Origin of the sequence: Thalassospira lucentensis MCCC 1A00383 = DSM 14000 (genome assembly GCF_000421265.1) — a bacterium.
GTDB classification, from domain to species: Bacteria; Pseudomonadota; Alphaproteobacteria; order Rhodospirillales; family Thalassospiraceae; genus Thalassospira; species Thalassospira lucentensis.
This window is the reverse complement of sequence record NZ_ATWN01000010.1, coordinates 38,167-58,357: the sequence shown is the minus strand read 5'-3', so window position 1 is coordinate 58,357 and position 20,191 is coordinate 38,167. Positions and strand designations below refer to the sequence as shown.

Genomic DNA, 20,191 nt, shown 5'->3' with positions numbered 1-20,191 from the left:
TTTTCCATCCAAACCTTACTGATCCGGCCACTGAGCAGGATCAATTACCTTGGGCAGTAAAATGAATTTCTGACCGGTTCTATTCATATGTCCGGCAAACAGGGCTGCGTCTTCCCCCGGGCCAAAGAATATATCCCCGCGCACCGGCCCACGAATGGCCCCGCCGGTGTCTTGTGCCACCATCAAACGATGAAACGTGCGATCCGCATTCATCGGATCAGACGTTTCCAGCCACACCGGAACGCCCATCGCATGGAACCGGAGATCCACCGCCAACGACCGGCCAGGTTCAAGTGCCACCCCTTGCGATCCCAGCGGCCCGGCATCGGGATCATCGGGATCGGTTTTAAGCGGTTGGAAAAAGACAAAGGATGCATTGGTGTTCATCACCGCATCGGCCTCATCAGGATTGTCATGCAGCCATTTGCGGATCGTCTGAAGCGACACGGTTTCACGGGTTAACGCCCCGCGCTCGATCAACTCACGGCCAATCGCGTAATAGGCCTGGCCATTGGTCGCGGCATAGCCCACCCGCAGTACGCTGTCATCGGGCAGTACCACGCGCCCCGATCCCTGAATTTGCAGGAAAAACGCATCGACCGCATCATCAACCCAGACCATTTCAAGATTGCGCCCCGAAAGCGCCCCGCCTTCGATTTCAGCCCGGTCGTAATAGGGTTTCAAACTGCTGCCCGACAGGCGCCCGACCAGCTTTTTGCCTTTAAGCTCGTCGCTAAACTCGCCAAGATCGACCGACACCATGTCATCAGGTTTAAGATAGATCGCTGTCTGATATTTGCCGTCCCGCGTCAGGTTCCCGCGCAGTTCCGGCTCGTAATATCCGGTAAACAGCCCCTCAGATGTTTTGCCATTGCCGACAAGATACGGGGTGAAATCACTTTGGAAGAACGCACGTGCATCGTCTTTGCGCAGGGTATCAGCATCCAGTGCGAGCGCGGTCTCACATGGCCCACGCCACTGGCCAATCGTCCCCATACGGGCATCTGGACCAACCCCACGGTCATCAGAACGTCGGACCATCGCCCGACATGACCGCTGAAACGCACGGACCGATCCGCGCATGTCATCACTTTGCCAGCCATCAAGTTGGCCATACGGCACCGCGCGCAGGGTCAATTCTTCTTTTTGTGGGGCCGGTTCCTTCGTCGTTTCTGTGATCAACCCGCTGATATCGGGCCAAAACATCCACACAAGGGCACATATCACCCCGACAAAAATCGACAAAAAGGAAAGGCTGCGCGACAGAACCAGACGTCTTTTCAAGATGGAACCCGTTAAATGCAAAGGCCAAAAATACGAAACCCGCGCTGTCGCAAACACACAACATCACGCCAGTCGGATTTTCCAGAAACATGTTTAACAAGCCGATAATCTTGAACCGCTGTTTTGCCGTTAAACCGCAATAAAAAGGTGATTTCCACGTGGCTCATTAAAAGTGGCCCATTAAAAAAGGCGACCCGTCTGATGCGGGTCGCCTGATATCGTGTGCTCGGCTGGAACTGGTTACGCGACGGTGCGTCAGATTACTCCGACGGTTCGTCTTCCGGGGTTTCGGTTGCCACCAGCTGCCAGTTCGGATCATTGTTTTGCGTATTGCGCGCAAACGTCCAAAGATCTTCGGCTTCAACCACCTGATTGGGATCGCCCGAAACAACGTCGCCTTCGGCATTGCGAATGACCGAGACTTCTTCGGAAACAAATTTGACCGTCACATACGCCGTACGCTCTTCAAAGCTGGCGTCATGGATCGTCGCACTTTTGATCCCAACCAGTGTCGTTTCCTCATGCTCACCCTTTTCAGAGCGCGCATCGATCGCCGCAGAGAAATTCTTGTAAACCTCGGCTGACAGAAGCGGATTAAGCGCGTCCTTGTCGCCTTTGGCGAAATACTCAACAATCATTTCAAACGCCATGCGCGCACCATTAAGAAAATCTTGCTGGGTAAAGCTCGGATCAGCCTTTTGAATTTTCTGCAACGTTGCGAACGTGCCAGATGGAACATCTGACTGCGCGTCTGCGTTTTCAGAATCCGGCAGGCGATAAACGTTATCGGTCTGCGGCGCAGCGCCATTCTGGGCGGTGCTGCCATTGTCTTCGTGCTTTTGACGGCCAAAGACATCGGACTGGTTCTGTTTCTCGTTACCGGTACGACGGCCAAGAACACCGCGCAAACGCAGCACGAGAAAAACAGCGATCAGAGCGAAAAGAAAAATATCGAAATATTGCAAGATCCGGACTCTTGATCTTTGAGGTTTCAAAAAAGGTCGCGTTTAACAAAACGACCGTGGACGAGAAATGGTATGAACCCAACCAAATGCAAGGGCAACCAATCATCACACCTTAAATGTGATCATCTTCACCCTCGAAGATGTCTGTTACGGGCAAACTGCCGTAATTTCGTCGCGTTATATATTTAATTGTTCGACAATTAGTTATCTACAGAGCATAGCAGATTAATCGGAAATAACTGAAATCCAAGTTGTTTTCTGTAATAATTATTCAGATGAACGTGATCTGGCGGTGACATCCGCCGCAAATGTCGAACCAACAAGCGGGTCATTCCCCAAATATCGGAGCAATAATGGGCGTGTATTTTCTGGCCATCTTTGTCGCCATGCCGATCATTGAGATCGCCGTATTTATTCAAGCAGGCGAAGTTATCGGTCTGTGGCCGACCATTGGTGTGGTTATTCTGACCGCAATTCTTGGCACCACGCTGATGCGTGCTCAGGGATTGCAAACGCTGGCCAAAGCACAAAGCCAGATGGATCAGGGTGAAATGCCCATCGGCGCGATGTTTGACGGGATTTGCATTCTGGTGGCCGGCGTGTTGCTGCTGACCCCGGGCTTTGTCACCGATACCATGGGCTTCCTGCTTCTGATCCCGCCGCTTCGTCAGGTTGTTGGCGCAAAACTGATCATGAAATTGGTCCAGTCGGGCAATATCCGTACGAACTTTGGCGGCGGGGCCGGTGGCGCGGGTCATCCAGGTGGTCCGGGTGGTCCAGGTCGCACTGGCGGCGGTCAAAACTCCCGTCGTCCGGGCAGAGGACCGATCATTGATGGCGACTTCGAAGATGTCAGCCCCGATGATAAGCCGTCATCAGCAAATGACGACAAAAAGGACAGCAAAGATCCTGATCAGGGTCCGCGCAATTTGCCCCCACACAATTCATAAGAAAATCACACCACCAATCCCATAACAGCATGTTGCCTGTCATTTCCGGGTCATCGCCCGGTTTTGACATGGCAGCATTGATGATTGCCCGGTAGAACCGCAGAACCGTGGGCTTTACACGGCATCTGATTGGCTTGCCCGCATGGTTAAGACATGCTACCCCAGATCATCTGCCGCAGGGTTGCGGCGTCAGAAACAAGCATTTCAGCCGGTATTGTTCAATATCGAACGCCACATTTACACAAATTTGCGGTGTGCTCTGTCCTTCGGGCCTGAATGGCTTATTTCTGATCAAGACCGACTTTAATGGGAGCGAAACTTAATGGCCGAGAATACCACTGGTGCAGAGCAGGGCGGCGAACAGAAGCCCGCGGCAAATCCGATTACGATCCATACCCAGTACATCAAGGATCTTTCGTTTGAAAATCCGAATGCACCGGAAAGCGTTGCGCTTCAGCAGCAGCCAAAGATCAATATCGACGTCGATGTCGAAGCCCGCACCACCCAGGATCAGAAGCTTCATGAAGTGACCCTCAAAATCAACGTCAAAGCCGACGTTGCCGATAAGGTCGCCTTCATTGCCGAACTTCAGTATGGCGCCGTTGTGACGCTGAATGTCGAAGAACAGCACCGCCTGCCAGTTCTGATGATCGAAGTGCCGCGTCTTCTGTTCCCCTATGTGCGCAAAATCGTATCAGACCTGACTGCCGATGGTGGCTTCCCGCCGCTGATGATGCAGCAGATTGATTTTGCTGATCTTTTCCGTAAGAAATTCGCCAAACAGATGGACGGCCAGCCTGCGGGCAACGCCTGATCCTCTATTTGGTGTGATATCAAAACAAAGGCCGCCAATCTGGCGGCCTTTTTATTTTAATACCGTAATGAATGATCGCTGCCGACCGAAAATACTGTGCCCAAAAGCGCGATCAGAACGGACGTGCGATCACCATAAAGACGATGATAACCATCAGGATCGTCGGGACTTCGTTGAAAATCCTGAAGAATTTCTGGGATTTGGTATTGGCATCGGCCTCAAACGCCCGGCGATAGCGCGCCAGCATCATGTGCGATACCGTCATCAGAACCACACACAGCAATTTGACGTGGAACCAGCTTTCGGTCATCACACCGGCTGCATGGATCAAATAACCGCCAAAAATCCATGACGCGATCATCGCCGGATTCATGATGGCGCGCAACAAACGCCGTTCCATCACCTTGAATTTCTCACTGGCTTCCGAGCCCGGCGCAACTTCGCAGTGATAGACATAAAGACGCGGCAAATAAAGCAGCCCCGCCATCCAGGCAATGATGCTGATGACATGTAAGGATTTAATAACGCTGTAACTGTCCATCTCTCTCTTCTCTGAATGACGTTTGCGGGTGGGATGGTTGTCGTAATCTTCGCGATACCAAAACCATATCAGCAAACAGGCCGGTTCCTAAGCGGTAACCGGCCTTGTTTTTAACGATGTCTGTGCTTATGCGCCGCCAGGTTGCTTGGCAACCGCACAGGAATGTTCGTCCGGGCACCACCAACCGCGCGTTTCAACCGTGTAATCATCCGATCCGTTTTGATCGAGTTCAACTTGCGTTTGTTTCACAACCGAAACTAAACCGTTAATGAACTTCGGATGTGAGCACACGGTGCGGACCCGTTCATAGATCGGCACGTTTTTCTCATGCGCCAGTTCGCCGTATTCGATATCGAGCTCAACCAGCGTTTCGGAATGTTCGGTGACAAAGGCAATCGGCACAATCACAAGCCCGACACCTTCTTTGCCGGCTCGCTCGATCTCGGTTTCGGTCGACGGACCAATCCATTCCATCGGCCCAACCCGGCTTTGATAGCAAACCTTCCAGTCCAAGCCTTCAATTGCGAGTTTCTCAACAACCGCGGCAGAGGTTTTTTCAATCTGCGACTGATAGGGATCACCGCGCTTGGTAATCACCGCCTTGGGCACACCGTGGGCTGAGAACAACAACCGTGGGGCGGCAATACCAAGTTCTTTGGCCTTTGCCACCGCCGTATCATAGCCGATTTTAATCATCTCGGCCGAGGCATCGATAAAGCCCGGATTGGTCGGATAGCAGCATGCGGTTTTAATCGGCGCGCTTAGCCCCACCTCATGGCACGCCCGTTTCCAATCCTTGACCGACGATCCGCTGGTGGTGGTTGAAAACTGCGGATACAGCGGCAACAGGATTTGTTCATCCGCGCCCCATGCCTTGACCTCAGCAGCCGTCTGATCGGCAAACGGCTTCCAATAGCGCATGGCGATGAAACAGCGGTTTTCGTACTTGGTATCACCCTCATCGGCATTCAACGCCGCCTGAAGAGCATCTGCCTGTTCCTGGGTCAATTCCAGAAGTGGTGATTTACCCCCGATATGGGCATAGATTTCCTGTGCGACCGGTGCGCGCCGATGTGAAATCAATTTGGCCAGCAAATATCGAAACGGGTTCGGCAGGCTGATAATCGCCGGGTCATTGAACAGATTGAACAAAAACGGCTCGACCGCTTCCGGGCTGTCCGGCCCACCGAGATTGAAAAGAACAATAGCGCGTTTCTTACGCGTCGTTTCGGACATTTGGCGTATCCTTCATGGCGTTTTGACCAGTTCCCGACAAACCGGAAGTCAATTGATGGATAAAACCCGCTCCGCTCCGGACCTATTCTGGTCAAACAAGCCGCGGACGCAACGGAATTAACCCACTATACGCATTGAATTTTCCAATCGATTTGATTGATTTCAAAAATCACAAAATAAAACGCAGTTATTTCAGTTCATTCATCACCGGACGGCTGAAATAACTGCGTGCAGGTCTTATTGGTTGCGGATGAATTTCACCAGCTTATCGACATTATCGGGGGACGTTTCCGGGGTAATGCCATGGCCAAGATTGAAAATAAACGGCCCGTTTTTCAGCGTTTCAAGAATACGGCGCGTTTCATCGATCATTTCATCACCGCCGGTGATCAAATACATCGGATCAAGGTTTCCCTGTACGGGGCCAAGCTTCTGAAGGTTTTCCGCAACCCATTTTAACGGAACACCACTATCAAGCCCGACCGCCGTCACACCTGTTTGTTGCTTGAAATCAATCATGTGCAATCCGGCACCACGCGGAAAGCCAATGATCGGCAAATCCGGATGAACGGCGCGCAAACTGGCGACAATCTTTTTGGTCGGCTCAATCACCCAGCGTTTAAAGCCGTTTTCCGACAAAACGCCACCCCAGGTTTCAAACAGCTGGATGCATTCCGCCCCGGCCTCAACCTGTTTGAGCAAATATTGCGTTGTCGCCTCAACCACAATATCAATCAGCTGATCAAACCCTTGGGGATCGCCATAGGCAAACCGACGGATATTGGCAAAATCCTTACTGCCTTTGCCTTCGACCATATAGGTCGCCACAGTCCACGGACCTCCTGCGAACCCAATGAGGGCGGTATGGTCGGGAATGGCGTCAGACAGCTTTGAAACGGTCTCATAGATGGGTCCAAGCGATGAATGAATGCCATCAATCGACAATCTGCCAAGGCCTGAAGCATCTCGGATGGGCTCAAGCTGTGGGCCTTCACCCTGCTTGAAGGCCAAATGCTGTCCAAGTGCCTTCGGAATAACGAGGATATCGGAGAACAGAATTGCCGCATCGAAGTCATAGCGCCGAAGCGGCTGCAACGTGACTTCGCAGGCAAGATCAGGATTGTAGCAAAGATCAAGGAACGACCCTGCCTCGGCACGTGTCGCACGGTATTCCGGAAGATAGCGACCGGCTTGGCGCATCAGCCAGATGGGTGGCACCGGCAGTGTTTCACCATTCAGGGCACGCAAGAAAGTCTTATTCGAATTGGGCATCTGGTTTCCTGTTTCTCTGTCCCGATCGGTTTTTATCGCTGACCAAGGCCTGACCCCCGGGCTCAGTGCCCGTGGCTCAGATTTTGATCTTCTGACCCCGTTAATTTTGTCCTGTGGCCTTGGCCGGGACGTTTTCCACGTTCTGCCTACCAAACCCTTATTTAATTAAAAAGGATGTTGTTTGTAGGTGGATACCTGTGGATAACAGGGATTAAATTTAACGCACAGTTTATTCACAATTCGACTCGGGAAAAATGATCCATCTCAAGCGGTCTTGGGGAAAACTGGGGACGACTCCGAACGACTCCCAGACTCTGCCTTGGGATAAGCCCGTTTTGAAGAGTGGGGATAACGTGGATAAAGCTGGTTTTTGCCTCTTTATCCCTGCTATTACGGGAAAAAATAATCAGTTATCCCGCTCGGGACAGAGGGTATGAGAAACTTTGTATGACGGGGAGGATAAATCCTGTGGAAAAAATGGACCCGGAGTCGCACCCGTTATCCACATTAATCCACAGGGGCGACTCCGCACCCCTAACCCCGGGTTGGACTAATATGCCTTATCCATCCGTCTAGTGATCGAGATATCGAACACCTAAAATAAAGAGTGCAAAAATCGCTTGGGCGGCAAAAAGTGGATAACTACGTGCTTGCATCGCTAAAAATCGCCAAAAGACGGATGGGCCATGGCCGAAACAGATAAAATTTTCCATCTTCATCTGGTTTCCGATTCGACCGGCGAAACGGTTGATGGGGTGGCACGGGCCTGTATTGCCCAGTTTCCTGATGTCCGGGCCCATGAACATGTCTGGTCACTGATCAGAACCGACGCCCAGCTGGCGCGCGTCTTGGCCGATATTGAACGCAATCCGGGCATTGTCCTTTACACCGTGTTTGACAGCGAAATCCGCCGCAAACTCGAAGAAGGCTGTCGCCGGTTACAAGTTCCGCACAGCCATGTGCTTGATAATACAGTGACCATGATGGCCGGTTATCTGGGGCAACAATCACGCGGCCGCACGGGCGCACTTCATAAAATGGACGAGGAATATTTCAGCCGGATCGAGGCCATTGATTACACCCTGTCGCATGATGACGGGCAGTCTGGCTGGGATCTTGAAGAAGCCGATGTGGTGATTGTTGGTGTTTCGCGCACGTCAAAAACCCCGACCTCGGTCTATCTGGCCAATCGCGGGATTAAAACCGCCAATATTCCGTTTGTGCCGGGCTGTCCGCTGCCGCCCGATCTTGATCAGCTTAAAAAGCCGCTGATTGTTGGTTTGATCAAGGATGTCGATCAGCTGGTTTCGATCCGTAAAAACCGCCTGCGCCAAATCGACCGCGGCGAGGGCGGGGATTATGTCGACCCGGTTGCCGTGCGTGATGAAGTCCATCAGGCGCGACGCTATTTTACCGATCGCAGTTGGAAGATTATCAATGTCACCCGACGCTCCATCGAGGAAACGGCGGCCATGATCATGGCCACCATGTATGACCGACGCGGTCATTAGAAAACCTGCTTTGACCCGAAACTCTATATCCGGACACTCTATATAGAGTGACGCAAAATTCTTGAATTTGGGAAGTACCGCATGAACCACCGCCTCATTCTGGCCTCCAGCAGCAAAACCCGCCACGCCATGCTTAAAAATGCCGGGGTCGATTGCGATGCCATTGCCTCGATGATTGACGAGGAAGGCTATAAACAATCAATGAAGGCCGAGGGTGCCAATGCGGCCGAAGCCGCCGAAACATTGGCGGAAATGAAGGCGCTGCGCATGTATCGCCAGCAACCCGACGGCATTGTCATTGCCGCCGATCAGATGCTCGAATGCAATGGCATCTGGTTTGATAAGCCCAAAGACCGCGACAATACCCGCGCACAGCTTCTGGCCCTGCGCGGCAAAACCCATCAATTGGTCTCAGCCGCCGTTATATATAAAGAAGGCTCACGCATATGGGGCACGATTGATACCGCCCATCTGACCATGCGCAATTTCACCGAAGAATGGCTTGATTGGTATCTTGATGCCGCGGGCGAGGACATCTTTGACTGTGTCGGCGGTTATCAGCTTGAAGGTATCGGTGCCCAGCTGTTTACCGAGGTGCGCGGCGATTACTTTACCGTTCTGGGCTTGCCACTTTTGCCCCTGATCGGTTTTTTGCGTGATCATGGTGTGCTGAAAGCTTAATAATAGCAGTGGCATAGAACAAAAAACCAACCGGCAGGAACACCATCGTCATGACATCACGCATTCCTTATCGCACCCTTTCGGGCAATTCGCGTCTGGCCGGTGTCATGGGCTGGCCCGTCTCGCATTCCAAATCGCCGCGTTTGCATGGCTACTGGCTGGCGAAATACGGCATTGATGGCAGCTATATGCCGCTGCCGGTTGAGCCGAAAAACTTTCAGGCCGCTCTGAACTCCCTGCGCAATCTTGGTTTTTCCGGGGTTAATGTCACCATTCCGCAAAAGGAAATGGCGATGCCTGAATGTGATGAATTGTCTGAACGTGCCCGGCGCATCGGCGCGGTCAATACCGTCACCTTTGCCAAGGATGGCCGGATGCTGGGCGACAACACCGACGGGTTCGGCTTTATCGAAAACCTGCGTCAGGAAGCGCCCGATATCGCATTTTGTTCTGGCCCGGCGGTGGTGCTGGGCGCGGGCGGGGCGTCGCGGGCGGTTTTGGTCGCCTTGCTTGATGAAGGCAGCCCGGAAATCCGCATTGCCAACCGGACCCGCAAACGTGCTGATGATCTGGCCGCGGAAATCAACGATCCGCGCATTACCGTTATTGGCTGGCCGGTCGCACCGACCGCATTGGAAAACGCATCGCTTGTCGTCAATACCACAAGCCTTGGCATGGTGGGCCAACCTGCCCTTGAAATTGATCTGACCGGATTGCCACCATCTGCCCTTGTCACCGATATCGTCTATGCGCCGCTGATGACCGATTTGCTGATGCAGGCGAAAAAACGTGGCAACCCGATTGTCGATGGTCTGGGCATGCTGCTGCATCAAGCCCGGCCGGGTTTTCATCGCTGGTTTGGCATTGATCCTGAAGTGACACAGGAACTACGCGACTTTGTCTTATCACCTGATTAAGCGTTCAAGAGTAATCTTATTATGATAATAATGGGACTTACCGGGTCCATCGGAATGGGGAAGTCGACCGCGGCCGGGATGTTTCGCTATCTCGGTGTGCCGGTCCATGACGCCGATGCGACCAGCCATGATTTGATGGCACCAAATGGTGCGGCTTTTGATCTGATTGCCCAAACCTTTCCCGATATTATCACCAATGGCCGGATTGACCGAAAGCTCCTCAGCAAAAAGGCCTTTGCCGATCCGGGTGTTTTGCGCACCCTGGAAAAAATCCTTCATCCCCTGATCCGGGCGGCCGAAATCCGGTTTTTGCATCAACAACGATCCCTTGGCCGCCATCTTGTGGTGCTTGATATCCCGCTTTTATATGAAACCGGCGGTGAAAAGCGCTGTGATATCGTTGCGGTGGTATCGGCCCCGGCATTCATTCAACGCCAACGTGTCATGCGTCGAGAAGGGATGACGCCGAGCAAATTTTCCGCCATCCTGTCAAAACAGATGCCCGACCATGACAAACGACAGCGCGCCGATTTTATCATCCCGACAGGGCTGGGGCGTGCGGTGACGTTTGATCATATTTGTGCGATTTGTGCCCAATTTTAGTGACCCTCTATGACCATCGGACCCTGATACATGCGTGAAATTGTCCTCGATACCGAAACCACTGGTCTTGATCCGTATTCCGACCATCGTTTGGTGGAAATTGGCTGTATCGAACTGATCAATCACATGCCCACCGGGCGTCAGTATCACCAGTATATCAACCCGCAACGTCCGATGCCCAAAGAGGCGTTTGACGTGCACGGGCTTGGCGATGATTTCCTGAAAGATCAGCCGGTCTTTGCCGAGGTTGCCGATGATTTCATCGAGTTCATTGGCGATGATTCGGTCCTGGTCATTCACAATGCGCCCTTTGATATGAAGTTCCTCAATGCGGAACTTGGCTGGCTGAACAAACCGACAATTCCCATGGACCGCGCCCTTGATACCGTGCAAATGGCGCGTAAAAAATTCCCCGGCTCCCCGGTCAGCCTTGATGCGCTGTGTCGCCGGTTCAAGATTGATAACTCCAACCGGACCTTGCACGGCGCACTGCTTGATTCCGATCTTCTGGCGGTGGTCTATCTTGAACTTCTGGGCGGGCGTCAGCACGGCCTGTCACTTGATCCCAATGCGCGCGGCGATGATGAAGACGGCGCAGAACGCGTTCTGGGGCCAAAGGAAAATCGTCTGGAACCACGCCCCCATATCATCAGTGACACTGAACTTGCCGCCCATCAGGCTTATATCGAAAGCAAGGTCATAGATGCGGTTTGGCTAAAAACAAAAGAGGCGTGATATGATTAATCGCTTTTCACGGTGGGCAACCCGGTCGAACGGATGGTGTCGGCATCGTGTGAAGGCTGTTTTTACGTCTCTTTTTGTTCTGGCGGTTTTAAATCCCACCATTGCCACCGCCGAAGATGATCCGCTCGGCAGTCCGGTGTCGGGATTTGACGGAACCTATAAAATCCATTTGTCCGAAAACCCCAAAATCAGATCGTCGGGGCGTCCAGAACCCGGTTATTTTGACAATCTTGTTATTGAAGTTTTCAAAAAGGCCGGAATCCCAAGCCAGCTGGTCGCGCAAGTACCGTGGAAACGGGTGATGGAATTGGCGACCAAAGAACCCGGTCACGTCATTTATCCCACCACACGCACAGAATCACGCGAAGACGCCTTTAACTGGGTCGGCCCGATCAGCCGGACAATCTGGAACTTATACGGGATTTCCACCGAAAACTGGGGCGAACACGGGTTTGAACAGGTTTTGAATGAGGCCCGGATCGGTGTGTTGTTGGGATCAGCCCGGCAAGGATATCTGCAGCAACGCGGTGCGGCGCAATTGATCATGGTCCCGCGTGAAGAATTACTGTTGCCAATGTTGCTGGCCGATCGGGTCGATCTGATTGCCATCGGTGGCAATATTTTACGTCATTACATTAATGCCATCGACATCAGTGATACGCCCGGAAAACTGCCAAAGATTGACGGGGCTTTGGCCTATCGCAGTTGTTATCTCTACGCCGCCATCAGTGGTGATATGCCAAACAGTGATATTCAAAAGCTGCAACAACAGCTTGATGATTTCAAACGCGATGGATTTTTCGTTGAAAACCGCCGCAATCACGGCCTGTCGACCAATCAGTCAGGATCGTTCCTAAGTGCCATGCTCGATCTGGATAATAACGGTGTCAGCTGTGTCGATCTGAACGGCGATGGCGACGACGACTAGACCGCCAATTTGGGGCGTTCTGTTTGACTAAAAATCTTCAAACAGGCGTGGTATCAGCACGCGAAAGGCTTTATGCCTTTGCAAACTGATACCGGCTCTGAGGCGGTTTTCAATTCAAACCCCTTTGGCTTATGGCTCCTTATCCTGTAACAGGCAGCGTATTTTCTTGAAAACCATGGGGTTTTTGCGGGAAAATTGCGCCGGGCAGAGGAATGGGCTCAGGAATGAGCACAGCAATGGGCCGCAGCCCAGAGCGCACTAAGGTTAATCGATCTGGTCCGATGACACAGAAAAAGACGCAGAAACGACGCCGTGCCGTCAATGAGGAGGAAAAGGCCCTGTGGGAGGTCTTTACCCGTGACGTCAAACCCTTGCGCAGTAAAAAGCGCAAAGGCGGCGATGCCGTGTTTGATCCTGATGACGACGGCCATATGAGCGATACCGCCATCCCGTTGCCCGACAGTCTTGCCGACAACCTGCAAAAATCCGAAGAAAGTCGGGCGGTGCGCAATTTGCCCTCGGCGCGCAATGCTGATCGCGGCCCGCAGGTTAAAAACCGTAAGCTTGAAGACCTCAAACCCGGTGTAACCGACGGGATTGACCGCTCCACCGCCAATAAGTTCCAAAAAGGCAAAATGAGCATCGATGGCCGCATCGATCTGCATGGCATGACGCAGGAAGTCGCCCATAATGCGCTCAATTCCTTTATCGAAGACAGCTGGCGGGCGGGAAAACGCTGTGTGCTGGTGATCACGGGTAAGGGATCGCGCCCCGATGAATATGGCCGGACCGGGCTTTTGCGGTCACGTACCCCGCAATGGCTGAGCGCCCCGCGCTTGCGCACCCGCATTCTTGCCATCCATCAAGCCCAGATTCAGCACGGCGGGGCCGGGGCCTTTTATGTATTGTTGAAACGGAGACGCCCGTGACACCTTTTGGCAACCGCATCAGGGAATTACGGGCCCGCAACGATGTCACCCTGACCGACATGGCAAGCGCATTGCAGCTCTCATCGGCTTATTTGTCCGCCCTTGAACACGGCCATCGTGGCCGGCCCAGCCCCGGTCTGGTGCAACAGATTTGTGGCTATTTCAATCTGGTCTGGGATGAAGTCGACGATATCAAACGTCTGGCCCAGCTTTCGCACCCGAAAATCACCGTCGATACCGCCGGGCTGGAACCCGAAGCCACCGAACTTGCCAATCTTTTATCTGAACGGATCGCAGGTCTCAGTGACGATCAGCTGTCGCGCATGCTCGACATTGTCCGCGAACGACCATCCTAAGGGCTTTAGGGCAGGCAAACCCAAACCGATCCGATGCCGGACCAAGCAGCCAGATCAACTGTCGGACAAATTTACTGTTCTGGTTGAGGGATTTTGACACGTTTTATGACCCTAAAACCGCAAGTTGGTTACAGAATCGTGTTTTTTGTGCATCAGAGGCACTAAAATAGCAACATGGCGCGAAACACGGTTTGACTATTGTGATTATCGCGGTTATCAATCGGGGGTGTTTCGATCCAGAAACATGAAAAAACCCTGCCTTTATGCAACTACAAGGTTTCGAACCGTCCGCACGCCCCAGCATTTGTCTGAGTGCCTTGCCCGACGGTCAACCGCACATCCTATCCTATCCCATTGACGTCTTCGCCCTTCCGGCAACCACAGATCATTAAACGCACATATGCATCTTCAAGACCTTAAAAAGAAATCACCGACCGAGCTGCTTGCTCTGTCCGATGAACTTGAAATCGAAAATGCCAGCACGCTCCGTAAGCAGGAGTTGATGTTCGCCATTCTCAAACAGTTGGCCGAGAACGACCACGCCATTTTTGGTCTGGGTGTTCTTGAAGTGCTGCCGGATGGCTTTGGCTTTTTGCGGAGCCCCGAGGCAAACTACCTTGCCGGACCCGACGATATTTACGTCTCCCCCAGTCAGGTGCGCCGCTTTAGCTTGCGCACCGGTGACACGGTGGAAGGCCAGATCCGCTCGCCCAAAGAAGGCGAACGGTATTTCGCACTGCTCAAAGTCGACAAGGTCAACTTTGACGCGCCCGAAAAAGTCCGTCAGCGCGTTAACTTTGATAACCTGACCCCGCTGTATCCTGACGAGCCGCTCAAGATGGAGCGTAATATCGATCAGGAAGGCAACAAGGACACCACCAACCGGGTGATCGAACTTGTTGCTCCGCTTGGTAAAGGTCAGCGTGCCCTGATCGTGGCACCGCCCCGGACCGGTAAGACCGTGATGCTGCAAAATATTGCGCACGCGATCGAGGAAAACCATCCGGAAGCTTATTTGATCGTTCTTCTGATTGATGAACGCCCCGAAGAAGTCACCGACATGGACCGCTCGGTCAAAGGTGAAGTCATCAGCTCGACCTTCGATGAACCGGCACAGCGCCACGTTCAGGTCACCGAAATGGTGCTTGAAAAGGCCAAACGCCTCGTTGAACACAAGCATGATGTCGTCATTCTGCTCGATTCGATTACCCGTCTGGCGCGTGCGTATAACACCGTCGTGCCAAGCTCGGGCAAGGTGCTGACCGGGGGTGTTGATGCCAACGCGCTGCAACGTCCAAAACGCTTCTTTGGTGCGGCCCGTAACATCGAAGAAGGCGGCTCGCTGACCATCATTGCGACCGCCCTGATCGATACCGGCTCGCGCATGGATGAGGTCATCTTTGAAGAATTCAAAGGGACCGGTAACTCCGAGCTTATCCTGGATCGTAAACTGTCTGACAAACGTATCTTCCCGTCGATTGATATCCTTAAATCGGGTACCCGTAAGGAAGAACTGCTGGTCGACAAATCGGTGCTGTCGAAAATGTGGGTTCTGCGCCGTATCCTCAACCCGATGGGGCCGCAGGACGCGATGGAATTCCTTTTGGGCAAGCTCAAAACAACCAAAAGCAACGACGATTTCTTCGATTCCATGAACGGCTAGGCCAACCCTTTGGTTCTAAACCGCTATGTGACAATCGTCTGATGATTAAACGGGGCCTTTCGGGCCCCGTTTTTTTGTTGGCTGACGCATAGGATGGTCATTGTTTCACATGAAACAGTATGGCTTGAATTCTGCTTTCCCGCGATCATACTGCTATCTAGGCTCAGGCTCAGGCTCAGGCTCAGGCTCAGGACGTAGGAGTTAACGGATGAATGGTGTCGAAATTGCCACGGTCATGTTTGGTATTGCGCTGGCGCAGATATCGCCGGGGCCGAACATGATGGCGGTGTCTTCTGCTGCGCTGTCAGGTGGGCGGCGGCCCGGTTTGCTGAGTGCGGTGGGCATTGCGACGGGCGTGTTCATATGGTCGGTGCTGTTTGCCTTTGGCATCGGTGCCGTCATTGATGCTTTCCCGCAAACATTGACCGCGATGAAGCTGCTTGGCGGGGCCTATTTTCTGTATCTTGCCCTGAAATCCTTGCGGGCCTGCCTGAAACACAGAAATGGCCTGCAACAGGGGGTATCTGCCGGTCAAACCGCGCAGAGGTCGGGTCTTGATGCCTATCGCACCGGACTTCTGGTGGTGTTGACCAATCCCAAGGCAGCACTGATGTGGGTAGCGGTATCGATGTTTCTGGCCACAACACACGGGGCACACGCCGCATTGGTTCTGATTGGGGGGATGGCGGCGATATCGGCAATGATGATTTATGGCACCTATGCCGTGCTGTTTTCGACCGGCGTTGCCGTTCGGGCCTATCAACGGTTTTTCCGAACAATTGATGGCCTGTTCGGTGCGGTTTTCGGGGTGATTGGCGGACGTCTTTTGATTGATGGCCTGCGCGATTTGCGCAATTAGGTTCTGAACCCAGACAGGCTTTACATCAGCACCAGTGCCACCTCGGCACCATATCCGTCCAGCCGTTGCTGCTCGACCATCGCATCGCCGGGATCGATGCTAAGTTTACCATCGCCCAGACGAATGCCGATATGGTGCGGGCCATAGCACAGGGTAATCGCCAGCTCATCACTGGTTTCAATCATGCAGGTCGCGCTGTCTCCACCGGCTAAATGATGGGGTGGGGCACTGTCCCAGCCGGTTTGGGGCGCCAGACTGGTCAGACTAAGTGCCTGTTTGGTATTGCCATTGCGCAAGGTCAATTTCAGTTGCATGGCATGGGACATGGCGGGCCTCCTTGGTCGGGACGTTGGTGAACCGGGGCACAATCCCTATGTAGGAATTGATTTTCCGATGCGATAGGGGATCAATGCTTGAAACCCGCCAACAGCCATGTGATTCTGATGGTCTTCATTCACGACGGTTGCGAGCTTGATGCAGCTTTTACTCAAATCTGTTGATTTTGCCGCCCGCGCGCACCGCGATCAGCGGCGCAAAGGCCCGGCAGAAGAACCCTATATCAACCACCCGATTGAGGTTTCGCGCCTGATTGTCGAATGCGAACCACACACGCATGAAGACATCCTCTGTGCCGCCATCCTGCATGACGTGATCGAAGATTGCGGCGCGACCCGCGATGAAATTGCCGCCTGTTTCAATGATACGGTCGCCGATATCGTGCTGGAAGTCAGCGATGACAAGGCCTTGCCGCGTGATGAGCGTAAAGCACAGCAGATCGAAACTGCCCCCGACCTGACCGAGGCGGCCAAACTGGTCCGCCTTGCCGATAAGGTCGCCAATGTCGGGGCGATGTTGACCGACACCCCGATTGGCTGGGACGAGGACCAAATCCTTGCCTATGTCACTTGGGCCGAGGCGGTTGTCGCCCCGTGCCGTGTGGTCAGTGATAATCTGTCAGAACGCTTTGACGCCATTGCACGCGATGTCCGGGCCTTCCACACCCCCGAAGAACAACAAAAGGCAGAAGCCGGAGTTTAATCCAGCCTCTGCCTTTATTTAAATCTAAGATTATATAATTTATCTTAGGTAGGTATTTTATACTGTAAAGACAATCGATCCGTTGGTTTTACGGCCTTCGAGATCATCATGGGCCTGCTTGGCATCTGCCAACGGATAGGTCGCGGTAATGTCGATTTTGACCGCCCCGGATTTCAGCACATCAAACAGATCATTGGCCGTGGCCAGCAATTCTTCGCGGGTCGCGGTATAGTGGAAGATGCTGGGTCGGGTCAGGAAATAGGCACCGGGAGCCAGCGCCTTGATCGGCACGGGTGGGACAGGCCCGGATGACTGACCAAAAGTAACCATCATGCCCAGCCGTTTCAGGCATTTAAGCGAATCATCGAACGTGTCTTTCCCGACCGAATCGTAAACAACTTCAACGCCTTGACCCTTGGTGATTTCCATCACCCGTTCGGACACGACCTCGTCACGGTACAGGATCGGGTAATCGCAGCCCTTTGCCTTGGCAATCTCGGCCTTCTCGGGCGATCCAACTGTGCCAATCACGGTCGCACCCAGATGCTTGGCCCACTGACAGACAATCTGGCCAACACCGCCTGCGGCGGCATGGATCAGGATGGTGTCACCCTTTTTAACGGTGTAGGTCCGGCGCAAAAGGTACTGTGCGGTCATGCCTTGCAGCATGGCGGCCGCGGCCAGTTCAAAACTGACATCATCGGGAATTTTGACCAGCCCCTTGGCCGGCATGACGCGGGCCTCGGCATAGGCACCCAGCGGCTGTGCGGCATAAGCCACCCGATCCCCAACGGCCAAGTCCGTAACCCCGGCACCAACCGCCTCAATCACGCCAGCCCCCTCAAGCCCTAGCCCGGATGGCAGGGACGGGGCCGGATAGACCCCGGAACGGAAATAAATATCGATATAGTTCAGGCCAACGGCCTTTTGCGCCAGGCGGACTTCACCTTCGCCCGGTGCGCCAACCTCGACGTCTTCAAAGCGCAGCACATCACTGCCGCCGGCCTCATGAAAGCGGAATGCTTTGGTCATTTAAGACCTCCCGTTATTTGTTCGCGTTCTGTGAACGTCTGTTGCGTCAATGGCAGGAGTGTAGGTCAGAACTTGGTGTTTTGCAGCAGGGGATTACGCCGAACTGTTGTGCAGTGATGCAGAGGACAAGGGGCTCGCGCCGGACGACTGAAAATGTCGGTGGCTTCTTGCGGGCTCCTGACTCATCCTGTCATGAGCTTCTGCTAAGCTTCTTTACAACGGCTTTGCTCTTGATGAGCAGAAGTCTATGCGTTTTCGGGCGTAATTTGGTCTTTAACGGGGAGTTTTATGATGTCTGTGATCAGTCACATCACATTGGGAACAAACGATAAATCGCGTTCTAAAGCCTTTTATGACGCCGCTCTGGGGGCCATCGGCTTTAAACGCGTGCCAAAGCCCGCTGAAAAGCCTCTGGCGTATGACCGTAATGGGCAAATGCCGACCATTTATATCTATACGCCCGAGGATGGTCGCCCGGCGACTTGGGGCAATGGCACCCATGTCGCCTTTACCGCCGACACCCGCCAACAGGTCGATGCCTTTCACGCCGCCGCCATGCAAAATGGTGGCATGGACGAAGGCCCACCGGGATTGCGCAGCCATTACGGCCCGAATTACTACGCGGCCTACGTCCGTGATCCCGATGGCAATAAATTACAGGCCGTTTGCTATTGTTGAGAATAGACGTAAGGAGAAAAGTGTTTACCAAACTGACTTGGCGTGTCGAAAAATTACAACCGCAAGTGGCAAAATGGCCAACAGGCATCGGCTATGCTTACTCGTTATAAGCAGCTGATATCTGTTAGCCAAATTTGTTCGGGCTATATCCCAAAAGTTTTATCGATTTTCGAGAAGGTTACAGTCCGGGTGTTTCGACGATCAGTTCAACATCACCGTCATTTAGTATTGAGCCTGCTGGTGAGCACATCGTTACCGACTGGTGCGCGTTCAGGGTATTTTGTACCGAAAGTGGCATGGAATCATAGCTGATCACATACTTTGCGGTTTTATCGGTTTTGTTGGAGATCGTTGTTTCCGCCATCGGATCACGGTCTTTGCATTCGCTGAGCGGAACGGATTTTTTCGGTTCGAGTTTAATCAATGGCATTGGTCTTTCTCCTGATTCAATGTGGATTTTCAACAACATTGGAAAAAAGGCATGCACGGCTGGTCACTATTTTCGGCTCAGTACACGCACCGTAGAAGTGCGCATAAATTTAAAACAGAACAATCTTATTATCGCAAAGGTTGAAAAAATGCAATCAATAATGACGTCAATAGGTAAGAAAACTCTCGGATCGTTATTTATGAGTGCAGATCTCTAAAACAAGTTAGCCTGATCACCAGGCAGCGAGAGCTCGACACCTTCGATCTTAAGAAGCATGCGCTTGGTTTCAAGCCCGCCATCGCCGGAATAGCCGCCTGGCTTGTCACCCGATGCCAAAACCCGATGACACGGGATGATGATCGGTATCGGGTTATCACCACAGGCCGATCCAACTGACTGAAATGCCTTTGGCGATCCGGCGGCTTCGGCCAGTTCCTTATAGGTCGCGGTTGTACCCGCTGGAATTTTGCGCATGGCATCCCAGACCGCCTTTTGGAAATCGGTACCATCGGCATCCAGCGGCAGGTCAAAATCAGTGCGTTTGCCAGCAAAATAGTCGGCAAGCTGCTTTTTGGCTTCTTCCAAAACCGGGCTTGTTTCCATGTCCTCGACATAGCCCCATTCCAGCGCAACGATCTTGTCGTCAAATTCAAAAAGTGTCAGCGCCCCGACAGGGCTGTTGATCGAAATCTGGGGCATGGCGTGTCATCCTGTTGAAAGCGGGTCTTTTTAAAAGCGGTCAGGTGCGGCAATGGGGGGT

At 52.9% G+C, this 20,191-nt stretch carries 23 protein-coding genes; 14 read left to right on the top strand and 9 right to left on the bottom strand.

Annotated elements, in window-relative coordinates; translation table 11 throughout:
* Nucleotides 1–15 precede the first annotated feature (15 nt).
* Together mltA and K355_RS0118535 are read right to left on the bottom strand one after the other, a co-directional pair.
* Nucleotides 16–1,284 (bottom strand): murein transglycosylase A, encoded by a 1,269-nt coding sequence (gene mltA / locus K355_RS0118540; RefSeq protein ID WP_022733656.1) that lies wholly within the window; start codon nucleotides 1,282–1,284, stop codon nucleotides 16–18.
* A 260-nt stretch (nucleotides 1,285–1,544) separates the two neighbouring features.
* Entirely contained in the window at nucleotides 1,545–2,249 is a 705-nt protein-coding gene (locus K355_RS0118535; RefSeq protein ID WP_022733654.1) for a Tim44/TimA family putative adaptor protein, read from the bottom strand.
* 353 nt (nucleotides 2,250–2,602) lie between these two features.
* Here K355_RS0118535 and K355_RS0118530 point away from each other — a divergent pair, with 353 nt between their 5' ends.
* Both K355_RS0118530 and secB read left to right on the top strand, forming a co-directional pair.
* A complete protein-coding gene (locus K355_RS0118530; RefSeq protein ID WP_022733653.1) occupies nucleotides 2,603–3,199 on the top strand; it encodes an FxsA family protein in 597 nt (198 codons plus the stop codon).
* Between the two features lie 322 nt (nucleotides 3,200–3,521).
* Nucleotides 3,522–4,013 (top strand): protein-export chaperone SecB, encoded by a 492-nt coding sequence (gene secB / locus K355_RS0118525; RefSeq protein ID WP_022733652.1) that lies wholly within the window; start codon nucleotides 3,522–3,524, stop codon nucleotides 4,011–4,013.
* A 112-nt stretch (nucleotides 4,014–4,125) separates the two neighbouring features.
* On the opposite strand, the gene hemJ is transcribed toward secB, so the two are convergent.
* From hemJ to hemE, 3 genes are all read right to left on the bottom strand, one after another.
* Nucleotides 4,126–4,554 (bottom strand): protoporphyrinogen oxidase HemJ, encoded by a 429-nt coding sequence (gene hemJ, locus K355_RS0118520; protein WP_022733651.1) that lies wholly within the window; start codon nucleotides 4,552–4,554, stop codon nucleotides 4,126–4,128.
* A gap of 126 nt (nucleotides 4,555–4,680) precedes the next feature.
* Nucleotides 4,681–5,790 carry a ferrochelatase gene (gene hemH / locus K355_RS0118515; protein ID WP_022733650.1) on the bottom strand — a complete coding sequence of 370 codons (1,110 nt, stop codon included), beginning with the start codon at nucleotides 5,788–5,790 and terminating at the stop codon, nucleotides 4,681–4,683.
* A gap of 237 nt (nucleotides 5,791–6,027) precedes the next feature.
* On the bottom strand, nucleotides 6,028–7,062 hold the full coding sequence (hemE, locus tag K355_RS0118510; protein WP_022733649.1) for a uroporphyrinogen decarboxylase: 1,035 nt from the start codon (nucleotides 7,060–7,062) through the stop codon (nucleotides 6,028–6,030).
* Nucleotides 7,063–7,748: 686 nt separating this feature from the next.
* Here hemE and K355_RS0118505 point away from each other — a divergent pair.
* The 10 genes from K355_RS0118505 to K355_RS0118460 all read left to right on the top strand — a co-directional run bounded on the left by K355_RS0118505 (nucleotide 7,749) and on the right by K355_RS0118460 (nucleotide 16,253).
* Nucleotides 7,749–8,573: a pyruvate, water dikinase regulatory protein gene (locus tag K355_RS0118505; RefSeq protein ID WP_022733648.1), complete on the top strand. Its 825-nt coding sequence runs from the start codon at nucleotides 7,749–7,751 to the stop codon at nucleotides 8,571–8,573.
* Between the two features lie 81 nt (nucleotides 8,574–8,654).
* Nucleotides 8,655–9,254, top strand: coding sequence for a Maf family protein (locus tag K355_RS0118500; protein ID WP_022733647.1), 600 nt, complete (start codon nucleotides 8,655–8,657; stop codon nucleotides 9,252–9,254).
* A 50-nt stretch (nucleotides 9,255–9,304) separates the two neighbouring features.
* Nucleotides 9,305–10,171 carry a shikimate dehydrogenase gene (locus K355_RS0118495; protein ID WP_022733646.1) on the top strand — a complete coding sequence of 289 codons (867 nt, stop codon included), beginning with the start codon at nucleotides 9,305–9,307 and terminating at the stop codon, nucleotides 10,169–10,171.
* Nucleotides 10,172–10,192: 21 nt separating this feature from the next.
* Nucleotides 10,193–10,774, top strand: coding sequence for a dephospho-CoA kinase (gene coaE, locus K355_RS0118490; RefSeq protein WP_022733645.1), 582 nt, complete (start codon nucleotides 10,193–10,195; stop codon nucleotides 10,772–10,774).
* Nucleotides 10,775–10,804: 30 nt separating this feature from the next.
* A complete protein-coding gene (gene dnaQ, locus K355_RS0118485; protein ID WP_022733644.1) occupies nucleotides 10,805–11,509 on the top strand; it encodes a DNA polymerase III subunit epsilon in 705 nt (234 codons plus the stop codon).
* A 1-nt stretch (nucleotide 11,510) separates the two neighbouring features.
* Complete coding sequence (locus K355_RS0118480) at nucleotides 11,511–12,446, top strand: substrate-binding periplasmic protein (RefSeq protein ID WP_022733643.1); 936 nt, start codon at nucleotides 11,511–11,513, stop codon at nucleotides 12,444–12,446.
* Between the two features lie 224 nt (nucleotides 12,447–12,670).
* Nucleotides 12,671–13,375, top strand: a complete 705-nt coding sequence (locus K355_RS0118475; RefSeq protein ID WP_245562975.1) for a Smr/MutS family protein — start codon at nucleotides 12,671–12,673, stop codon at nucleotides 13,373–13,375.
* Nucleotides 13,372–13,731, top strand: a complete 360-nt coding sequence (locus K355_RS0118470) for a helix-turn-helix domain-containing protein (RefSeq protein WP_022733641.1) — start codon at nucleotides 13,372–13,374, stop codon at nucleotides 13,729–13,731. The genes K355_RS0118475 and K355_RS0118470 overlap by 4 nt, the downstream gene beginning before the upstream one ends.
* A 400-nt stretch (nucleotides 13,732–14,131) precedes the next feature.
* Nucleotides 14,132–15,394, top strand: a complete 1,263-nt coding sequence (rho, locus tag K355_RS0118465) for a transcription termination factor Rho (RefSeq protein WP_022733640.1) — start codon at nucleotides 14,132–14,134, stop codon at nucleotides 15,392–15,394.
* Between the two features lie 208 nt (nucleotides 15,395–15,602).
* Nucleotides 15,603–16,253 carry a LysE family translocator gene (locus K355_RS0118460; RefSeq protein ID WP_022733639.1) on the top strand — a complete coding sequence of 217 codons (651 nt, stop codon included), beginning with the start codon at nucleotides 15,603–15,605 and terminating at the stop codon, nucleotides 16,251–16,253.
* A gap of 20 nt (nucleotides 16,254–16,273) precedes the next feature.
* On the opposite strand, the gene K355_RS0118455 is transcribed toward K355_RS0118460, so the two are convergent.
* Nucleotides 16,274–16,579 carry a hypothetical protein gene (locus K355_RS0118455; protein ID WP_022733638.1) on the bottom strand — a complete coding sequence of 102 codons (306 nt, stop codon included), beginning with the start codon at nucleotides 16,577–16,579 and terminating at the stop codon, nucleotides 16,274–16,276.
* 148 nt (nucleotides 16,580–16,727) lie between these two features.
* On the opposite strand from K355_RS0118455, the gene K355_RS0118450 reads away from it, so the two are divergent.
* Nucleotides 16,728–17,291: an HD domain-containing protein gene (locus K355_RS0118450; RefSeq protein WP_028791745.1), complete on the top strand. Its 564-nt coding sequence runs from the start codon at nucleotides 16,728–16,730 to the stop codon at nucleotides 17,289–17,291.
* 57 nt (nucleotides 17,292–17,348) lie between these two features.
* Here the strand turns inward: K355_RS0118450 and K355_RS0118445 are convergent, their stop codons facing one another.
* Complete coding sequence (locus K355_RS0118445; protein ID WP_022733636.1) at nucleotides 17,349–18,323, bottom strand: quinone oxidoreductase family protein; 975 nt, start codon at nucleotides 18,321–18,323, stop codon at nucleotides 17,349–17,351.
* 288 nt (nucleotides 18,324–18,611) lie between these two features.
* Between K355_RS0118445 and K355_RS0118440 the strand changes: the two genes are divergently transcribed.
* Entirely contained in the window at nucleotides 18,612–19,001 is a 390-nt protein-coding gene (locus K355_RS0118440; RefSeq protein WP_022733635.1) for a VOC family protein, read from the top strand.
* A 178-nt stretch (nucleotides 19,002–19,179) separates the two neighbouring features.
* On the opposite strand, the gene K355_RS0118435 is transcribed toward K355_RS0118440, so the two are convergent.
* Both K355_RS0118435 and K355_RS0118430 read right to left on the bottom strand, forming a co-directional pair.
* Complete coding sequence (locus tag K355_RS0118435) at nucleotides 19,180–19,431, bottom strand: hypothetical protein (RefSeq protein ID WP_022733634.1); 252 nt, start codon at nucleotides 19,429–19,431, stop codon at nucleotides 19,180–19,182.
* Between the two features lie 213 nt (nucleotides 19,432–19,644).
* Nucleotides 19,645–20,130: a methylated-DNA--[protein]-cysteine S-methyltransferase gene (locus tag K355_RS0118430; RefSeq protein WP_022733633.1), complete on the bottom strand. Its 486-nt coding sequence runs from the start codon at nucleotides 20,128–20,130 to the stop codon at nucleotides 19,645–19,647.
* Nucleotides 20,131–20,191 lie beyond the last annotated feature (61 nt).